The sequence below is a fragment of the Paenibacillus sp. sgz302190 genome, from assembly GCF_059820445.1.
The window spans coordinates 1-18,952 of sequence record NZ_JBZYAO010000046.1 but is presented as its reverse complement, the minus strand read 5'-3'; the positions used below and the strand labels follow the sequence as shown (position 1 = coordinate 18,952).

Annotated in this window: 15 protein-coding genes; 6 read left to right on the top strand and 9 right to left on the bottom strand. The window is 56.2% G+C overall.

The features are described 5' to 3' along the window. Nucleotides 1-71 precede the first annotated feature (71 nt). Nucleotides 72-4,664, bottom strand: a complete 4,593-nt coding sequence (gltB, locus tag AC6RNO_RS32070; protein ID WP_497107900.1) for a glutamate synthase large subunit — start codon at nt 4,662-4,664, stop codon at nt 72-74. Nucleotides 4,665-5,089: 425 nt separating this feature from the next. Between gltB and AC6RNO_RS32065 the strand changes: the two genes are divergently transcribed. From AC6RNO_RS32065 to AC6RNO_RS32050, 4 genes are all read left to right on the top strand, one after another. Beyond that, the gene (locus AC6RNO_RS32065; RefSeq protein WP_474682226.1) at nt 5,090-6,067 is read left to right on the top strand and encodes an HD domain-containing protein; all 978 of its coding nucleotides are present in this window, start codon (nt 5,090-5,092) and stop codon (nt 6,065-6,067) included. A gap of 46 nt (nt 6,068-6,113) precedes the next feature. Then, complete coding sequence (locus tag AC6RNO_RS32060) at nt 6,114-6,713, top strand: thymidine kinase (protein WP_497107899.1); 600 nt, start codon at nt 6,114-6,116, stop codon at nt 6,711-6,713. Between the two features lie 69 nt (nt 6,714-6,782). Next, nucleotides 6,783-7,964, top strand: coding sequence for an MGDG synthase family glycosyltransferase (locus AC6RNO_RS32055; RefSeq protein WP_488434252.1), 1,182 nt, complete (start codon nt 6,783-6,785; stop codon nt 7,962-7,964). Nucleotides 7,965-7,988: 24 nt separating this feature from the next. Continuing rightward, nucleotides 7,989-8,546, top strand: coding sequence for a hypothetical protein (locus tag AC6RNO_RS32050; RefSeq protein WP_497107898.1), 558 nt, complete (start codon nt 7,989-7,991; stop codon nt 8,544-8,546). Nucleotides 8,547-8,551: 5 nt separating this feature from the next. Here the strand turns inward: AC6RNO_RS32050 and AC6RNO_RS32045 are convergent, their stop codons facing one another. The 8 genes from AC6RNO_RS32045 to AC6RNO_RS32010 all read right to left on the bottom strand — a co-directional run bounded on the left by AC6RNO_RS32045 (nt 8,552) and on the right by AC6RNO_RS32010 (nt 16,012). Continuing rightward, on the bottom strand, nt 8,552-9,565 hold the full coding sequence (locus tag AC6RNO_RS32045; protein ID WP_488434250.1) for an ABC transporter ATP-binding protein: 1,014 nt from the start codon (nt 9,563-9,565) through the stop codon (nt 8,552-8,554). Between the two features lie 15 nt (nt 9,566-9,580). Beyond that, entirely contained in the window at nt 9,581-10,363 is a 783-nt protein-coding gene (locus tag AC6RNO_RS32040) for an ABC transporter permease (RefSeq protein ID WP_488434249.1), read from the bottom strand. Next, nucleotides 10,360-11,169: an ABC-2 family transporter protein gene (locus AC6RNO_RS32035; protein WP_497107897.1), complete on the bottom strand. Its 810-nt coding sequence runs from the start codon at nt 11,167-11,169 to the stop codon at nt 10,360-10,362. The genes AC6RNO_RS32040 and AC6RNO_RS32035 overlap by 4 nt, the downstream gene beginning before the upstream one ends. 5 nt (nt 11,170-11,174) lie before the next feature. Further along, nucleotides 11,175-12,374, bottom strand: a complete 1,200-nt coding sequence (locus AC6RNO_RS32030) for a serine hydrolase (RefSeq protein WP_497107896.1) — start codon at nt 12,372-12,374, stop codon at nt 11,175-11,177. Between the two features lie 34 nt (nt 12,375-12,408). Continuing rightward, the gene (locus AC6RNO_RS32025; RefSeq protein ID WP_497107895.1) at nt 12,409-13,560 is read right to left on the bottom strand and encodes a serine hydrolase; all 1,152 of its coding nucleotides are present in this window, start codon (nt 13,558-13,560) and stop codon (nt 12,409-12,411) included. Nucleotides 13,561-13,716: 156 nt separating this feature from the next. Then, a complete protein-coding gene (locus AC6RNO_RS32020; RefSeq protein WP_497107894.1) occupies nt 13,717-14,040 on the bottom strand; it encodes a DUF2653 family protein in 324 nt (107 codons plus the stop codon). A gap of 3 nt (nt 14,041-14,043) precedes the next feature. After that, nucleotides 14,044-14,718 carry a hypothetical protein gene (locus tag AC6RNO_RS32015; protein WP_497107893.1) on the bottom strand — a complete coding sequence of 225 codons (675 nt, stop codon included), beginning with the start codon at nt 14,716-14,718 and terminating at the stop codon, nt 14,044-14,046. A 97-nt stretch (nt 14,719-14,815) separates the two neighbouring features. After that, nucleotides 14,816-16,012 (bottom strand): WD40/YVTN/BNR-like repeat-containing protein, encoded by a 1,197-nt coding sequence (locus AC6RNO_RS32010; protein ID WP_497107892.1) that lies wholly within the window; start codon nt 16,010-16,012, stop codon nt 14,816-14,818. 247 nt (nt 16,013-16,259) lie between these two features. Here AC6RNO_RS32010 and AC6RNO_RS32005 point away from each other — a divergent pair, with 247 nt between their 5' ends. After that, nucleotides 16,260-17,246, top strand: a complete 987-nt coding sequence (locus tag AC6RNO_RS32005) for a M23 family metallopeptidase (RefSeq protein WP_488434241.1) — start codon at nt 16,260-16,262, stop codon at nt 17,244-17,246. Then, nucleotides 17,246-17,686: a polymer-forming cytoskeletal protein gene (locus tag AC6RNO_RS32000; protein WP_497107891.1), complete on the top strand. Its 441-nt coding sequence runs from the start codon at nt 17,246-17,248 to the stop codon at nt 17,684-17,686. Before AC6RNO_RS32005 ends, AC6RNO_RS32000 begins: the two co-directional genes overlap by 1 nt. The last annotated feature ends 1,266 nt before the right edge of the window (nt 17,687-18,952 follow it).

Below are 18,952 nucleotides of genomic sequence, written 5' to 3'. Positions count from 1 at the left end.
CAGCGTAAGCGGCAATATATGCGGTCATGATTCATCCGGTATGCACAAAAGTAACTCCGTCGGACAAACTCCTAATTGCCGCCGACGCGCGACACGTCCTTCATGTTCGCCTCAAAAGCGACCATAACCGCTTCCTGCTGGCTGAGTCCGGAACGTTTCACCTTCTCGATCGCTTCGAACATCCGTTTGTAGTCCTTCGGAATAACCTTCACAAACTTCCAGACGAATTGTTCCCAGTTGTTCAACACGTGATGGGCAACCGAACTGTCGGTAAACGTGGCATGATGCTGAATCATCGTCTTCAGCTCATTCATTTCGTAAGTTTCTTCCAACTGTTCGAGCAAAACCATTTCCCTGTTCACCCTGCCGGCAAAATCGCCCTGCTCATCGAGCACGTAGGCGATGCCGCCCGACATGCCTGCGGCAAAGTTGCGGCCCGTTCGCCCCAGCACGACGACGCGCCCTCCGGTCATGTACTCGCAGCCATGATCGCCGACGCCTTCCACGACTGCACGCGCGCCGCTGTTTCTCACGCAGAAGCGTTCGCCGGCTATGCCGCGGATGTAAGCATCCCCATCGGTCGCGCCGTAAAAAGCGGTGTTGCCGATGATGATGTTCTCCTCCGGCACGAATACGGACTTGGCGGGCGGGAAAATCGCCAGCTTGCCGCCGGACAATCCTTTGCCGACGTAGTCGTTGGCATCGCCTTCCAGCGAAAGCGTGATCCCCTTCGGCACGAAAGCGCCGAAGCTTTGGCCCGCCGAGCCGTTGAAATGCAGGCGGATCGTATCGTGCGGCAGCCCTTCCGCTCCATAGCGGCGGGTGACTTCGCTGCCGAGAATCGTGCCGACGACACGATTCGTGTTGGCGATCGGAAGGATCGCATGCACATGCTCCTTCCGTTCCAGCGCAGGCTCGCAGATGGCCAGCAGCCGCGTCATGTCGAGGGAACGGTCCAGGCCGTGATCCTGCTCGATTTGGCAGAAGCGCCCCACGTCTTCGCCGGCTTCCGGCTGGTGCAGCAGCGGCGACAAGTCGATGCCCCTCGCCTTCCAATGCTCGACGGCCTGCCTGGACTCCAGCGCGTCGGTGCGCCCGACCATTTCTTCGACGGTGCGGAAGCCGAGCTCCGCCATAATCTCGCGCACATCCTGCGCGATAAAAGTCATGAAGTTCACGACATGCTGCGGGTCGCCGGCAAACTTTTTGCGCAGCTCCGGATTTTGCGTCGCGACGCCGACCGGGCAGGTGTCCAGATGGCATACGCGCATCATGACGCAGCCGATCGTAATGAGCGGAGTCGTCGCGAAGCCGAACTCCTCGGCGCCCAGCAGCGCCGCCACGACCACGTCGCGCCCGCTCATCAGCTTGCCGTCGGTCTCGACGGCAATCCGGCTGCGCAAGTTGTTGAGCACGAGCGTCTGATGCGTCTCGGCCAGCCCCAGCTCCCACGGCAGTCCGGCGTGGCGGATGCTCGTCTGCGGCGATGCGCCCGTTCCTCCGTCGTAGCCGGAGATCAGAACGACGTCCGCCTTGCCTTTCGCTACGCCCGCAGCGATCGTGCCGACGCCGACTTCGGAAACCAGCTTCACGCTGATCCGGGCGCGCGGGTTGGCATTTTTGAGATCGTGGATCAGCTCCGCCAAATCCTCGATCGAATAAATGTCATGGTGCGGCGGAGGCGAGATCAGCCCCACGCCCGGAGTAACCCCGCGAACCTCGGCGACCCAGGGGTACACCTTCGATCCCGGCAGCTGGCCGCCCTCGCCGGGCTTGGCGCCCTGCGCCATCTTGATCTGAATCTCGTCGGCGTTGACGAGATAATGGCTCGTGACGCCGAAGCGGCCGGACGCCACCTGCTTGATCGCGCTGCGGCGAAGATCGCCGCTTGCGTCCGGCGCGAAGCGCTCCGGATGCTCGCCGCCTTCGCCGGTATTGCTCTTGCCGCCGATGCGGTTCATCGCTATCGCCAAAGTCTCGTGCGCTTCCTTGCTGATGGAGCCGTATGACATGGCTCCGGTCTTGAAGCGCCGCAAAATCGACTCGATCGGCTCCACCTCTTCGATCGGGACCGGCTCGCGCCCGTCCTTGAAGCTGAGCAGGCCGCGGAGAGCCATATATTTCTCATCCTCCCGCCGGATGAGCTTCACAAAATGTTTGTACATCGCGTAGTTGTTCGTCCGCACCGCCGTCTGCAGCGCATGCACCGTCTCCGGCGTATACAAATGCTCCTCGCCGTCCTTGCGCCACTGCAGGTCGCCGCCGGTATCCAGCACGCGGTCGCGGCCCTCCTGCCCGGAGAAAGCCCGGTTATGGCGAAGCAGCGCTTCCTGCGCCACCACGTCGATGCCGATGCCGCCGACCGGGGTAAACGTCCATGTAAAATATCGGTCCACAAACTCCTGGCTAAGCCCGATCGCTTCAAAAATTTGCGCCCCGCGATAGCTTTGGATCGTGGAAATGCCCATTTTCGCCAAAACTTTGACGACGCCTTTCGTCGCCGCTTTCAAATAATTGGCCGTCGCCTTCTCCGTGTCCACGCCGACCAACTGTTTGCGGCGGATCATGTCGTCCAGCGTCTCGAGCGCCAGATACGGGTTGATCCCCCCTGCGCCAAAGCCGAGCAGCAGTGCAAAATGATGCACTTCCCGCGGTTCGCCGGATTCAACGAGCAGGCCGACTTTAGTGCGCGTGCCTTCGCGGATCAAATGGTGATGCAGCCCGGACGTTGCCAGCAGCGCCGGAATCGGCGCGTTCCTGCCGTCAACGCCGCGGTCGGACAAGATCAGCAGCGTCGCTCCGTCCTGAATCGCCCGATCGGCGGCGGCAAACAGCGCCTGCATCGCGCTTTCCAGACCGGAGGCTCCCTGTGCGGCGTCGAACAAAATCGGAAGCGTAACGGTTTTGAACCCTTCGCGCTGAATATGCCGCAGCTTCGCAAGCTCCCCGTTCGTCAGGAAAGGCGTCTTCAGACAAATCTGGCGGCAGCTTTCCGGCTCGGGGGCGATCAGATTGCGCTCAGGCCCGATGGTCGTGCCCTGTGCGGTAATGATCTCTTCGAAGTTCGCGTCGATCGGCGGATTCGTGACCTGCGCGAACAACTGTTTGAAGTAGTTGTACATCAATTGCGGCCGATCCGACAGCACGGCAAGCGGAGCGTCGATCCCCATCGAGCCGACGGGATCTACGCCTGTTTTGGCCATAGGCTCCAGCGTTTTGCGCAGCTGCTCGAACGTATAGCCGAAAGCCTGCTGGCGCTGCAGCACGGTATCGAAATCGGAGCCGGGCACCGCCTGCGCGTCCTCCAGCTCATCCAGGCTGACCAGGTGCTTGTCGAGCCAGTCCCGGTACGGCTGTTCGCCGGCGATCCGGGTTTTGATCTCTTCGTCGGACACGATGCGCCCTTCGACCGTATCTACAAGCAGCATGCGGCCGGGCCGCAGGCGCTCTTTGTGCACGATGCGCTCGGGGGCTATATCGAGCACGCCTACTTCGGAAGCGAGCACGATCAAATCGTCGCTCGTCACGTAATAGCGCGACGGACGCAAGCCGTTGCGGTCCAGCACCGCGCCGATGATGCTTCCGTCCGTGAAGGCTATGGCGGCCGGGCCGTCCCACGGCTCCATCAAAGTGCTGTGATATTCGTAAAACGCTTTCTTTTCGTCGTCCATCGTTTCGTGCTTGGACCAGGGCTCGGGAATCATCATCATCGCCGCATGAGGCAGCGAACGTCCCGCGAGCATCAGAAATTCCAGCGTATTGTCAAACATTTGTGAATCCGAACCGGCCGTATCGATTATCGGAAGAATGCGTTTGAAATCTTCGCCGAACAACTCGGAATCGCACATCGCCTGGCGCGCATGCATCCAGTTGACGTTGCCGCGCAGCGTGTTGATCTCTCCGTTATGAATCAAATAGCGGTAAGGATGCGCGCGCTCCCAACTTGGAAACGTGTTCGTGCTGAAGCGGGAATGAACGAGCGCAAGCGCGGACTCCACTTTGTCATCCTGCAGCTCCAAGTAATAAGCATCCACCTGCCCGGGGGTCAGCATTCCTTTATAAACTATAGTACGGCTGGACAAGCTGGAATAATAGAACGGAATATTGCTGTAAGATGTTAAGATAGCGTTTTCAGAAAGCTTGCGGATGACATACAATTTGCGTTCAAAATCGAGGTTGCTTGCGGTGTCCCCTGCTTGGCCGATAAAAACCTGGCGAACGAAAGGCTCCGCCGACTTGGCCGATTCGCCGAGCGAGCTGTTATCCGTCGGAACCGTTCTCCAGCCGAGGAAGAACTGACCTTCTTCGTTCACGATGCGTTCGATCATATTTTCGCACGCTTGTCTGGCTTCCAAATCCTGCGGCAAATAAACCATGCCGACCCCGTAGCTGCCTGCCGCCGGAAGCTTGATATTGTCCTGCTTGCATGCCTCCCGGAGATAAGCGTCCGGAATTTGCATCAGGATGCCCGCTCCGTCGCCGGTATTGGTTTCGCAGCCCTGGCCCCCGCGATGATCCAAGTTGCAAAGCACCTTAAGCGCCTGCTTGACGATTTCGTGCGATTTGACGCCTTTAATATTGGCCACGAAGCCGATGCCGCAGGCGTCATGCTCGAACTGAGGATCATACATTCCCTGTTTGGGAGGTAATCCGTTTCTTTTCATGTTGGGCAACCTTTCTTTTCCTGATTTTTTCTACCGGGTTCATCGGACAGACTCTATGGTGTGCTTTAACGCAGTAAAATCCTATTTTCATTTTATATTATCATCTGGTTTCCTATTGATCAATTGAAAAAATTGAAAAGAATGGATTTTCAGACTATTAAAAATAATTCTTTTTCAAGGTGCGGTTAAGAGGCCCTTACCACACTTTCAAACACCGGGACTTAACGGCTATGCGGCCGGGCGGCAGTCCTATTTTCGGAAACCGGCATTTGCCCCTTCATCCGCGTCCCTGCTGCTTAAAAGGCATGTTTTGCGATTGTATTTCATACGCTCATGATAGCGAACCTTCTCTATTTCATGCTATGATAGCTTAAGCCGCTGCAATGAAACGCCCATCCAGAATCACACCCTAGGAGGACCCTGTTTTGAGTATTCAGCACACGTTTACTTCCGGTACGATTTGGGAGCCTCTATACCGTTTGGAGATTCAAGCTCACCCGGTAGAGATCGCGCTCTTCCGGTCGCAGCCGGTTCGGCGTTTGAAGTTTTTGCATCATTTCGGCGCCTCTGCGCTGTTTTCGCCCGTGACCCATTCCCGATTCGAGCACACCGTCGGCGTCTGGTCGCTCATGGCTCATTTTTTCCCGGACGATCTGCAGCTGCGGGTTGCCGCTCTGCTTCACGACATCGGGCATCTGCCTTTTTCCCATGCGATCGAGCGCACGATCGGATTCGATCATCATGAGCGCACCGGGCAGCTGCTGACAAGCGGCGAAGTGGAGCAAATTTTAGTGAAATACGGCATGTCTCCGGCTTCCATCGTATCTTTATTGAATCAGGACAGCCCGTTAACCAACAAAACGACCCTTATGGGACTGGATCACCTAGACAGCTTTTTAAGAGATACTTATGCCGCCGGACGCCATCTGCAGCCGCCTTCCGAGCTGATTAGAAGGCTGCGGATACGCGGACATTATTTGGAAGCGGATGCCGATACCGCTATGGGTCTCATCCACGCCGTCGTGGAAGATCACCGGATCTTCCTGCAGCCGGAATTTTTGGCGATGGACGCGCTGCTGGCCAAAGCCGCGACACTCCACTGCGGAGTCTCGCCGGATGCGAAAGAGCGGATTCCCGCGCTCACCGACCATGAATTGATTCAGGAGCTTTTGCAAAGCGGCGACAGTCAGGCCGGGGAAATCATGAATGTGCTTATGTACGAGCCCCATCGGATTCGAATCGCCTACGAGCCTGTGCCCGGCAGCATTCAAGTCAATATTCGCAAGCTTTATAAAAAGCAGCCGCTGATCGCAGGCAGGCCCGCTTCGGAAGCGAGCATCGACGCCAGACGAAAGCTGGACGAACTGGACCGGCTGGCCGCGACTTACTTTTTTACCATTTGACAGTGAATTTTCTTTCATTTTATTTACGCAGAGAGGACTGGCCGGGTTGGCAAAATTATATTTTCGTTATGGAACGATGAACAGCGGCAAATCGATTGAAGTGCTGCGGGTTGCCCACAATTATGAGGAGCAGGGCAAAAAGGTGCTGCTGTTCACCCCGGTAGTGGACGACCGGTTCGGCGTCGGCAAGATCACCTCCCGCATCGGTATGAACAAAAGCGCCATCGTCGTCGACGATCAGCTCGATATGATCCGAATGGCGCGCGACGAGCGGCCGAACTGCATTTTGGTCGACGAGGCCCAGTTTCTGAATAAAGAGCAGGTGGGACAGTTGATCGATATCGTGGACGATTTGGACATTCCCGTCATCGCTTACGGGCTTCGCGCCGATTTCCTCGGGCAGCTGTTTGAAGGAAGCAACGCGCTGCTCGCAGTCGCCGATACGATTGAGGAGATTAAGACGGTCTGCTGGTACTGCGACAAAAAAGCGATTATGAATATGCGGTGCAAAGACGGAGAGCCTATATTCCACGGCGAGCAAATTCAGATCGGGGGCAATGAGAGCTACGTGCCGGTATGCCGCAAATGCTATGCCGCAAAACGAAAGCTGGCAACCCCGTTAGTGAAGGGCCAGGCCCCGGAGTGAACGTCTAATCTTGTACAGTCTGATCGCGAAAAGCCGGTTACGGCTTGATCGCAGAGAAAGGTGAGTGCCTTGCGCAAAAAACGGATCCTGCTTTTATCCGAGGGCTTCGGCAAAGGACATACTCAAGCCGCGCACGCGCTGTCCGTGGAGCTTAGGCAAAGCTCCTCCGAAATTATTACGCGCGTGATCGAGCTCGGCGCCTTTTTGCATCCGACGCTGGCTCCCTTGATTTTTTCGGCATACCGCCGCACGGTGACTACACAGCCCAAACTATATGGTATGATCTACCGCCATCAGCATAAAAAATCGCTGAATCGCGTCGCAGGACTTGCTCTGCACCGGCTCTTCTACTCGCAGACGAAAGCCGTGATCGAGCAGTTGAAGCCCGATATCATCGTCTGCACGCACCCTTTTCCGAGCATCATCGTATCCCGGTTAAAGCGAGCCGGCCTATCCGTGCCGCTCTTTACGGTCATCACCGATTACGACGCGCACGGCACCTGGATCGACCCGGCCGTAGACAAATATCTCGTCTCGACGAATACGGTCAGAGAGCGGATGATCGAACGCGGCGTTCCGGCGGTGCAAGTGGAAGTTACCGGCATCCCCGTGCATCCGAATTTTCGCCGCCAGCACAGCAAAGAGCAAATCCGCAGCGAGTTCGGCCTGAAGGATATGCCTACGGTCATGGTCATGGGAGGCGGCTGGGGCATTTTCAAGAAGGATGAAAAAGAAGACCTGCTGACTTATATCGCCACCTGGAAAGATCGCGTTCAGCTGCTCATCTGCCTGGGCACGAACGAAAAAGCGCGCCAGCAGCTTCTCGGGGAAACGGCTTTCCGGCATCCGAACGTCCATCTGATCGGCTTCACGCAGGAAATCAACAAGCTGATGGACATCTCCGATCTGCTGATCACCAAGCCCGGCGGCATGACCTGCACCGAGGCGATGGCCAAAGGCATCCCGATGCTGTTCTACAGCCCGATTCCGGGGCAGGAGGAAGAGAACTGCCAATATTTTCAGGAACAGGGCTACGGGCAAATGATCACATCGCTGGAAATGATCGATCACTGGTTCGGGCTGCTGCTGGAGCAGTACCCGCTTCTGCTGCAGCGCCGGTCGGACATCCGCTCCCGCCAGCAGTTCCGGGCGCAGGATTGCTCCAAAGCGATCATTCACCATTTGAAGCTGTCCGAGAATCGCCCCTATATACAGTCATCAACAAAAACACCGCTCATACAATGGTATTAACCATTTGTAAGGCGGTGTTTTTTTATGGAGCCCGTTCAGCGGTTCGGCAAACAGTTCATCTTCGCTTATTTGCTCGTCTGGTTCATCGGCAGCCTCTGGATGATGGCCGTGCTCGGCAGCGGAACGCTGCAAGGGAAGCTGCTGGGCATCGATGTGAAGCTGTACCGCGACTACGCTTCTTTCGGCTTCGCCGGCGCGCTCGGCGGGGCGCTCTACGGGCTGCGGATGTTTCATGAGCATTATCACAATCTGACCACACAATGGATTTATTGGTATGTGATGCGCCCCATGCTCTGCTTCGGTTCGGCCATCGTCACGATCGTGCTGTTCAAAAGCGGCATCCTGCTGCTGCAGGTAGGCGATTCCATGGCAGCGCGCATCAGTGTCGCCTTCCTGACCGGGTACGGCTACGGGAAGTTTATGGAAAAGATCCGCGCGCTCACCGATACGTTCTTCAACGGGAACGGAAGTAACGGGAGCAACGGCGGCGGCGGGGGTGGCGGAAACGGCGGCAATGGCAGCAATGACGGCGGCGCGAACGGCAGCGGAAAAAGCGGCGATGGCGACCAGCCACCGCGCTGAGGCCGTCAGCGGGAAGCTTGCCCCGCCGGAGCCGCCTCTCGGCGGGCATCCGCGTGGTACAGCTCCTTCATGATCGTTTCGATCGCCAAAGGCGCGATCGCCATATCGTGCACGCCGTACGTTTCATTGATCTCCGCGATAAAACGCTTGAGCGGCAGCGTCTCCGTGTCGATTTCCAGCTCCAGCTCGCAATCGCCGCCTCTGCTCAGCAGGCGGATGCCTGCCTGCAGATCGCTGTCGCGCAGCGGCTTCTCCGTCGTAATCCGCACCATCTTTTTGCTGCCGAGCCGCCCTCTCAGCGACTGCAAGCCATCGTCGAAGACAATCTCCCCGTGATTGATGACGATGACGCGCTCCGCCAAAGCTTCCACATCATCCAGATCGTGTGTGGTCAAAATAAACGTCGTCCCTTTTTTATTCATGCTGCGGATAAAATCACGGATGTTCTCCTTGGCGATGACATCCAGCCCGATGGTCGGCTCATCCAAAAAAACGAGCTTCGGCTGATGCAGCATCGCCATGATGAATTCGCATTTCATCCGCTCCCCCAGCGAGAGCTGCCGCGTCGGCTTGCGAATAAGTCCGGTTACGCCGAGCAGGGACGATAATTCCTCCAGCGTATCCTTGTAAGGCTTGTCGGGTACGCCGTAAATCGATTTGTTCATATAAAACGCATCGATCGGCGGTATATCCCACAGCAGCTGCGATTTCTGCCCGAAAACAGCGCCGATATGCCGCACATATTCGCGCCGCTGCTTCCACGGCACATACCCGAGCGCCCGGACTTCGCCGGACGTCGGATGGAGAACGCCGCTGAGCATTTTGAGCGTCGTCGATTTCCCTGCGCCGTTCGGCCCGAGGAACGCCACCATCTCCCCCTGCCCGACCTGAAGCGAAATGCCGCGCACCGCGCACACTTCCTTCATCGGCCGATGAAACACATTCACGAGCATTTCCTTCCAGGTGTGCCCGCGCTCATAGGTCGTATATGTTTTCGTCAAATCCCGCATCTCGATCATACAATCTCCCTTTCCTTATCCGCCTGCGCTCGTATAGTGGCGCAGCATGCGATGCCAGAAGCCCAGCGTCAGAGCGAGGAACAGCAGAGCGGCAGCTGTCATCAGCCATGTTTCCGCACCCGCCTGGCCGAGCAGAGCCTGAGCCGGAATAAAAGCAATCAATGCGATCGGCATCACGTAGGTCAGCAGGTTTTGAAACGACTTGGCGAAAATCGTCCCCGGATACATGCCAAACGCAGTGACCGCATCGAAAATATCGTAAACCCGGCTGCTGCCCACCCATTTGAACAACAGCGCGGACATGACAAACGAGAACGATGCCAGCACGGTCAGCGAAACAAACAGCATAAGGGCAAAATGCAGCCATTCCGCCGCCGTCGGCGCCTTAATCCCCGAAAGCGCATAGCCGAACAAGATCGCCCCGCCGAACAAACGGCCAAAATCGTCGACATCAAGTCCGTACAGCATCGACATGAATAGTACCGGGCGCGGCTTCAGCAGCAGCAAATCGAACGTGCCCTCGCGGACATGCCCGAGCGTCGTGCCGATCATTCCGAAGAAGAACGGAAAGGCGATTCCTTTGGATAAAGCGAAAATAGCCTGAATAAGCATCGCTTCATGCAGTGTCCAGCCCGGAAATGACGCCCCCGACTTATACACAAGCACTGTAATCAAAGGCACGATCAGGTCGCCCGCCACAAGCAGCGCGATGCTCAGAAAAAAATGGCTGCGGTACGCCATCTGCTCGCCGAATTTGGTGCGGATCACAGCCGCAAAGCAGGCGGCAAGTCCTCTCATACCCCCACCCCCGTGAACCGCCGCAGCGCCGCATTATAAAGAACCAGCATCAACGCGCCCATCAACGCCACCGCAATCGCCTGGAGCGCGACGGCTTGCGCGAGCGGCAGACGGATGCCCGCCAGCTCATAATCGCCGATAATGACTCGCGTCGGCAAGTAAGCGATGAACTGAAACGGCAGGAAAAACAGCACTTTTTGCAGCGCCTCGGGAAAAAAGGAAAGCGGCACGAACACGCCCGCCGTAATGTCTTTCAGCAGCAGCATCACACGGCGGATGCCTTCCGCTCTGACGAGCCAGAAAGCCGTCAGCCCCACCATATAATTGATGATGAAGTTCATCAAAAAACTGAGCGCAATCGACAAGACCGCCCAACCGGGATGAGCCGGAATCAGATCGACTTGAAAAACGAACAGGAACAAAAGCCCGATCGGCACGAACTCGATCCAGAAGCCCAGCGTGCGATGCCCCAGCTTTTGGGCCAGGGCGAACAGCCAGTGCGGCATCGGGCGCAGCGCGAACGTCACGAACTTCCCCGTTCGGACGAGCATCTGCAAGTTCCAGTCCGCAAAATCGAAAATCAAATAATGAATGACGGCGGAAATACCGTAGTAGGCCAGCATTTGATGCAGCGTCAGGCCATTGATCTGCTCGCGCCCTTCATACACCGCATGCCAGATAAAATACTGAACCAAATAAAAGACAGGCCCGACAAGCAGCGAAACGGCCATATGCGACCGAAACGCCGCCCATTCCTTGTAAGTGGCGAGGCCTACTGCGGCAATCGACTGCGGAAGCGTTCTCATGGATGCTACTGCCACCCCGACCAAATGATCGTCTGCGGCGAAATGACGGACTCGGCCGACCAATCCGACGCGGACGGTGTGAAGAACACGATAACGGCTCTTTCCCTGGGGTCGACGATCAGCTTGCAGCGCCCGGCCCCTTCATGGCCGAACGAGCCCGGCGACACCCACTCGTCGCCGCTCGGCATCCAGGGGCCGAGCCCGAACGGAACATCTTCAAGACGGTTTCCCCAATGCACTCCGCCGATTTTGCCAGAGGGCTTCCGGAGCATGCGCTCCACGGATTTGCGGGATAAAATTTTAACCCCACGCCAGGTTCCCATGCCCAGCAGCATATTCCCGAATTTGCACAAATCTTCCGGCGTAGAATACAAACCGTACCCGCCGCGGGGCGGCATTGCAAGGTGGGCGTAAGGATCGTTCCCGTCTTCTTCGTCTTTCAAATGCTTTTCATCCCAGTCGTTGACCGTACACACTTCAGAGCGAAGCGATTCGGGCACCTCGTAAAAAGAGCGCGTCATGCCAAGAGGCTCCACGATATGAGTCATCACATAGCTCTCAAAAGGCATCCCTGACGCTCTGGCGACAATCTCCGCAAGCGCGGCATAGCCGATAGTGGAATACGCGTAAGCTTCGCCCGGCTCATGGAGCGGCTTCCCGGACAACATCGCGCGAATCCATGCCGTTCGGCGCAATCTCGCAAGCTCGTCCTCGCTTTTCTTTTCAGAATCGCGGTCAGGATCGAATGCGAACAGCACCGACCACCAGCCTCGCGAGTACGGCTCCGTATAATAGCCGCCATCCGCCTGAAGTCCCGACGTGTGGGAGAGCAAATGCCAGATTTGTATCCGCTCGAATAAAGGATGCTTGAACTCTTCGATCCAGTTGGAAACCCGCTGATCCAGAAACAGCTTGCCTTGCTCGATCAATTGAAACACGGCGGTCGCGGTAAACAGCTTGCTGACTGACGCCGACTTGCGGATCGAATCGATGTTGAACGGCGCATGGTTGTCGTCTTTATGCGACAATCGGCCGAACGCTCCGCCGGCAAATATCTCTCCGTCCCGCATCAACATGTAGGAGGCGCATTGGATGCTCTTTTTATCGATTAGCTGTTGAAAATGATCGTTCAGCCGGTTGATGGCTTGAGGTTCATACCGCGCCTCTTCCGGACTGATATGGCTGAATGACATTTGTGTAAGCATGAGAGGTGTTCACCTTTCTTCCGCGGTTGACCGCTTATAGTAGTCCCGACCATGCGATCGCACGGGGAGTGACGACGGATTCGTCCGTGTAGCCTTTAATGCTGGGAACGAAGAATACGAATACCAATTGTTCGACCGGGTCGATGTACAAGCCGCAGTGTCCGAAGCCTTCGTGGTTGAACGTGCCCGGCGAGCACAGGTCTTTGCCGTACAGCGACCAGCCGAGGCCGAACGGGTAATCTTTTTTCCTGTCCCCCCATCCGTTGTGCGGGATTCCTTGCAGATGATTCGTCGTCTGGATTTCCACCGCCCGTTTGGACAATACCCTCGTACCGCCCCATACGCCCCCGTTCAGCATCATTTGCCCGAACCGCCACAAATCTTCCAATGTGGAATAAAGACCGTTGCCGCCGCGCGGCGGTCGTCCCTCGAACGGCTGGGGATTGTACAACTCCCCCCTTTCCCATTCGTCGACATAGCACACTTGTTCGTGCAGATGCCCGGGAACTTCAAAGAAGGTGTGCTTCATCCCCAGCGGGGCGGCGATTTCATCGATGACGTACTGCTCATACGGCTTTCCGGACACCCGTGAAACGACTTCCGCCAAAATGACGTATCCGGCCGAGCAGTAGATCCACTCCTTGCCAATCTCATTTTGCAGTGGCCCGCTAAGCAAAAGTTTGATCCAATTATCGGTCAGGCCCGATTCTTTGGCCTGCCTGTACCACCATTCGTACCACGGCAGCCCGTAGGGCTCGGCATAAAAGCCCGGATCAGCGGAAAGACCGGATGTATGCGTAAGCAAATGAAATATACTAATATCCCGATGGAGCCCCGTATCGAATTCGGGCACGATTGAACTTACTTTTTGCGACAAGTGCAGCTTCCCCTGATCGATCAACCGGTGAATGGCGGCCGCCGTGAATACTTTTGTAATCGAATACACCTTGCGGATCGTTCCCGGCTGCAAAGGCCCGCTGTCCGGCTGCCACGTCTGCCTGCCCATCGATCGGTGCGCGAACACCCGGCCGCCGCGCGCGAGCAAGTAGCCCGCAGCTTGAATAGTCCCGATGTCTATCAAATGCCGGTAGTGCTCATCAAGCCGTTGCAGAGCCGAAGCGTCATATCCCGCTTCCTTCGGGCTTATGTCCGTCCAGCCGTTTCCTGTTGCAATAAGCTGCTCCATCGTACACCATCCTCGTCGTTTGTTTGGATAATCATGGAAATGTAAGACCTTACTATTGTAAGTGAGCGTTAAGACCGATGTCTATCCTATTTCTTGGTTAAAATAAAAAAATCCGGGTTTCCCCGGATCCTTTCGTTGACATGCCTGATTATGAAATTACCGTTCTACAAGAACGTCGGCGCTGAATGCTCCCTGTCCGTCTTCGTCCCAGGAAAGCTTGACCAGCAGACGGTCCGCCCGGAAAGAATAATAGGACGACATATACACGGCCACGGCATCGATGACATCCCGCTCATTCAGACGGTACTGCCTGCCGTACAACAAACCTTTGGCGGAAAACCCTTGCCGTTCGTTATAGAAAAGCTCCACCTCATGAACGTTGTGCGGGGCGCTTCCCTCCACTCTCCCGCGGTTATCCTGAGCGGCGATATACACATGAACGGAGTCCAAAACATCCTGTTGGTCCAATAATATTCTCATCGTTTAGTAGCTCCTTCTGCGCATCTTTCTGTACACATACATGATCAAACCGACAATCGCCCCGATCACAATCAAATCCATAATCAAAGACAAGAAGGAGAACGATTGGTGTACGTAACCTCCGCCGGAAGCCGGGTAATAGCCGCCCCACGGATGCATCATCGAGCCGAGCATCGACCCTGCCGCGAAAGCTCCTACTACCGGCCAGAAGCTGCTGACCCGCGTTCCGGACGGAACGGTTTCCGAGTAAGTGCTGCCTCTGCTGTAAGTTCTGCCGTTGTTAGGATTAATCGAGCTTCCGCTTGTTACGCTGGACGAAGGACGCTGGTACCCTGTGCTGCCCGACGTGCTGCTGCTAGTACTTGAGCTTGAATTGGAACTGGACATGCTCGGTACGGTCGATTTACTGGACGATCCGCCGCTGAAACCTGAGGAGGTCGAGCTGCTGGACGAACCGGAGCTGGAGCTGGAACTCGAGCTGCTGCTGTCGGTCGATGTGCTTGGCGACGTTTTGCTGCTGGAACCGCCGCTAAAATTGGAGTTCGACTTGGAGCCGGAGCCGGTCGAGAACGAACCCGAGCGTGACGACGTGCTGGGCGCGCTGCTTTTCGCGTCAACCATCGATGTATTAGCGACTAATAAAAGAGCCGTCAAAATTGCAATAACTTTTGTTTTCACTTTTTGTCTCCACCTTGTTCTAAGACTTATCTATTCTATTTTATACCTTATACTACGGCGACACAAATCGAGAAGTTTCATCAAAGTTTCTACAAAGTTATTGCGGCTTGGCAAAAGTGTGCGCCTTGGTCCAACTCGCCCCGCCGTCTTTGGTTGTATACATGACGGACGGCTCCTTGTTGTCCGTGGTGATCCACCAGCCCCGTTCGGCATCGGCCATTGCCAGCAGCATCTCTCCGTATCCGCTGAATGACGCTTTCCCGTTCGTCCACGTTTTGCCGCCGTCCTTCGTCCAGCCGATCGTATTTTGTCCGTTGTCGCAAGACGGGCATTGGCCGCCCATGAAGGCAACCTGGCCGTTCATGACATAAAGCTGGCCGGGCTTCGTCCCCGTATTCGACGGACCGTCGTTGTAGCCAAGCGGGAACCCGGGCGCGGGCCCTCCTCCGGCCGTCGAATTGGCGATGACGGTCTGCCATGTTTTGCCGCCGTCTGCTGTGTGAAACAAGGAGTACGACGTTTGCGTCATCCCGGAACCGCCGATGAGCTCGATCCATGCGTCATTCGCGCCCGCCGACCGGATGACGGCTCCACCAGCCGGCGCTGCCGATTGCCGCGACATGACCTTGTGCCACGTACGGCCGCCGTCCTGCGTACGCTGCACTTCGATGGCGCCTTGGGCCTGCACGGCCGCCCAGCCGTTCTCTTTATCGTGAAAATAAGCATCCCCCACGATATTCGCAGGCACGGCAAGCTGGGTCCAGCTTTTGCCGCCGTCTAAGGTCTTTGCATTCGCACTGTAGGCTTCCTGTTTGGAAACAAAGTGCAGGAAGCCCTGGTTGGGCGCTTTTCCGGCTTTGCTCCAATGCTTGCCGCCGTCGGTCGTACTCAGCAGCTCCGTGTTATCGCCGACGGTCGCCCACGCCTCCTGGCCATTCAAGGCGAACAGCTGCTTGACCGCGCCTGCGCCTTGGTACTGCATTTGCCAATGCGCTCCGCCGTCATCGGTTCTGGCGATCCAGCCTTCGCCGCCGGCCCAGCCGGACTTCGCATCGGCGAGTCGAACCGCCGTTACTTTGCCCATTTGAGTCTGGGCGGGCACCCTGGGAGCCGGGCTTTCGGCGGCGCTCACTGGAGGCGCGCTCGAAGGGGCGGTCGGCTGCGGAGATGCCGATTGACCGGCGGCGGGGCTGGCATCCGGATGCTGCGTTTCCCCGGCAGTCCCGACCGTTTGTTCGCACCCTGCAAGAAGAATGGCCATGATGGCCGTGTACATAAATATTTTCAGCTTCATTTCATATTCCCTCCTTATACTCGTATAGACGATGCCAACCATCAAAAAGTTATAGGCAAAGCTGCACTAGTATGTCACCGAATTCCGTGAAACATGTATTTTTTTCCAAATTCTGCTCGTACCATGTGGACATCCTGTAAAGGGCTTACTGATTTTCTGTCCAAATAAAATAGGCATGACTCGAAGATTTGACGAATACAATCGAAAACAAGGAGGGAGACTTTGTTACGGAAAGGAAGGATATCGGTTGAAGTTCATCTGGGGTAAAAAGGAACTGACCTTAATGATTATTCCGGGCGCCAACCGTCGAACCGTACGAATCAAGCTTCCACAAAGCAGCCTTTATGTGGTGCCCAGCGTCATTGCACTTGTGCTGATCGGTTTTTTTGCAACCATTTACTTGATGAATACCTACTTCAATGAAGCGACGACCACGATGCAGGAGTCGTTTGATGGACAAGAGCGTCAATGGATCGATCAAATTTCCCTTAAAAATGGCGAGCTTGAACAGCTGCAAAACAATTTGATCGACCTGTCGCAGAAAGCCGAGGAATTCAAAACGAAGCTGGAAGAAATCAAAAAGCTGAATCACGTCGTCCAACTGATGAGCCAGACCGGAGGGACAAGCACGAAAAGCCCGACTCCATCCGGAACAAGAAACGATGTCGGAGGTGAAGAAGTGCCCGTCAGTTCCGGGCAAGTATTTCAGCTTGTCGCCAATACGAAGCAAGGGCTCAGCTCGCTTGTCGGAGACATTAACCAGCTCCTGAGCAATCTGACGGAATCCGAGGCCAAACTTGCGGAAGCGGAGCGGCTCCGCAGCATTACGCCTACGCTGTGGCCGATCGTCTCGCACACGATCACATCGGGCTTCGGCATCAGACGGGACCCTTTTACGCAAAAACCGACCATGCATACGGGCATCGACTTTGACGGGGAACTGGGCGATCCGGTCTATGTGACGGCGGCCGGCAAAATCATCGAATCCGGCTATGACGATCAACACGGCAATCATATTATTGTCGATCATTCGCGCGGGCTGGAGACGGAATACATGCACATGAGCAAGCTGCTCGTCAGGCGGGGAGAAACCGTAACCAAAGGCCAAAACATCGGTCTTGTCGGAACAACCGGCCGCAGCACGGGAACTCATCTTCATTACGAGGTACATAAGAACGGCGTCCAGATCGACCCCACTCCCTATCTCATTTCCGATAGAAAGGATGAACGCTAATGTTCAAAAACGGCAAAGTAAGAAGCATCGATGCCAAAACGACCGATACGTTAATCGGCGAAAGCACGATTTGCGAGGGTAAAATGATTTCCGAGGCCAGCGTGCGCATCGAAGGCCAGTTCAACGGCGATATCGAATGCGCCGGGGATATTACAATCGGCGAAAATGCCGTCGTTCAGTCGAACATTCATGCCCGCGATGTCATTTTAGCCGGTAAAGTCAAAGGCAACATCTTTACCAAAGGCAAGCTCATCATAACGAGCTCCGGCATATTGATCGGCAACATCGACGTTCGTTCCGTCGTGATTCAGGAAGGCGGCATTTTTCAGGGAAGCAGCCTGATGAGCGCTGCATCCGCCGAGCGCGGCAGCGGCAAAGTGATCGACGCCAAAGCGCATATGCAGCAAAAAAGCGAGCAGCAGGCCGCCGGCGCGAACTAAACGCCTGATCGGCTGGCGCGAAGCACGGTAACACAAGTAGTCGACCAACCGCCGTCATGCAGCGCAACACCGCGCGCTGGGAGATGCGCGCGGTGCGAAAGGCGCACATAAGCCGATGACATGCCGAAAAGGGCTGTCTCGAACTAACTTTCACCCATGGCGGCGGACGTTGAGCCAACTTTCACCCACCATGGCTGCCCGTTGGGCCAACTTTCACTCATCGTGGCGGCCCGTTGAGCCAACTTTCACTCATCGTGGCGGCCCGTTGAGCCAACCTTCACCCATCGTGGCGGCCCGTTGAGCCAACCTTCACTCATCGTGGTAGCCCGTTGAGCCAACTTTCACCCACCGGGGCTGCCCGTTGGGCCAACTTTCACTCATCGTGGCGGCCCGTTGAGCCAACTTTCACTCATCGTGGCGGCCCGTTGAGCCAACCTTCACCCATCGTGGCGGCCCGTTGGGCCAACCTTCACTCATCGTGGTAGCCCGTTGAGCCAACTTTCACCCACCATGGCTGCCCGTTGGGCCAACTTTCACCAACCGTGGCGGACGTTGGGCGGGGTTAGTTTGGGGCGGCCCCTTTTTTCGGGACTGCACAGCCGCTCGCTCATGAGCCGGCGTGGCAAGCCTGCGCACCTTCGCAAGCGGCGGGCAAGATGCGCGGTGGGCTAGACGCAAAGCCTGTGACAGCTGCGGGGGCAAGCCAAAAACCTCCGATTGTGCACGATTGTGCAGGCTGTTTAGTGAGAAAACGGACGGACGTACCTCCTTAAACGTATAGAAAACTTGCGAAAATCGGATTGTTTATCAGCGACGGACGGGTTGCATCTCTTGCTCGGTTGTGGAGCTGAAATGGGGGGGGGACAACGCGGCTTGAAGGGAGAAAACCTGCAAAAGTGCAGGTTTTTTCCACAAAAATGGTTCATTTTGGCGAAAAGCCTGCGAAAGTGCAGGCTTTTTCGACGAAAATGATCCTGAGCCCACGTTCGCGGTGAAAAGCCTGCACAATTGCAGGAATATTCCGTAGTCGGCGTATCCCTCGAGAAAAAGATGTACTTTTGCAGGTTTTCCTCGCGCAGGCGGATTGTGCGACCGGTTCTGACGTGTGGGTTGCCGGGTCAGCCTGAATTGTGCGGCCGACTCTGGCGTGTGGGTTGCCGGGTCAGCCTGGATTGTGCGGCCGGCTCTGGTGTGTGGATTACCGTAGCAGCCTGAATTGTGCGGCCGGCTCTGGTGTGTGGATTACCGTTGCAGCCTGGATTGTGC

What these genes read in the sequence shown, in the direction of transcription:
- gltB (WP_497107900.1), bottom strand. Translation starts at nt 4,664, where the DNA reads ATGAAAAGAAACGGATTACCTCCCAAACAGGGAATGTATGATCCTCAG.
- AC6RNO_RS32050 (WP_497107898.1), top strand. Translation starts at nt 7,989, where the DNA reads ATGGAGCCCGTTCAGCGGTTCGGCAAACAGTTCATCTTCGCTTATTTG.
- AC6RNO_RS32045 (WP_488434250.1), bottom strand. Translation starts at nt 9,565, where the DNA reads ATGATCGAGATGCGGGATTTGACGAAAACATATACGACCTATGAGCGC.
- AC6RNO_RS32040 (WP_488434249.1), bottom strand. Translation starts at nt 10,363, where the DNA reads ATGAGAGGACTTGCCGCCTGCTTTGCGGCTGTGATCCGCACCAAATTC.
- AC6RNO_RS32035 (WP_497107897.1), bottom strand. Translation starts at nt 11,169, where the DNA reads ATGAGAACGCTTCCGCAGTCGATTGCCGCAGTAGGCCTCGCCACTTAC.
- AC6RNO_RS32030 (WP_497107896.1), bottom strand. Translation starts at nt 12,374, where the DNA reads ATGCTTACACAAATGTCATTCAGCCATATCAGTCCGGAAGAGGCGCGG.
- AC6RNO_RS32025 (WP_497107895.1), bottom strand. Translation starts at nt 13,560, where the DNA reads ATGGAGCAGCTTATTGCAACAGGAAACGGCTGGACGGACATAAGCCCG.
- AC6RNO_RS32020 (WP_497107894.1), bottom strand. Translation starts at nt 14,040, where the DNA reads ATGAGAATATTATTGGACCAACAGGATGTTTTGGACTCCGTTCATGTG.
- AC6RNO_RS32010 (WP_497107892.1), bottom strand. Translation starts at nt 16,012, where the DNA reads ATGAAGCTGAAAATATTTATGTACACGGCCATCATGGCCATTCTTCTT.
- AC6RNO_RS32000 (WP_497107891.1), top strand. Translation starts at nt 17,246, where the DNA reads ATGTTCAAAAACGGCAAAGTAAGAAGCATCGATGCCAAAACGACCGAT.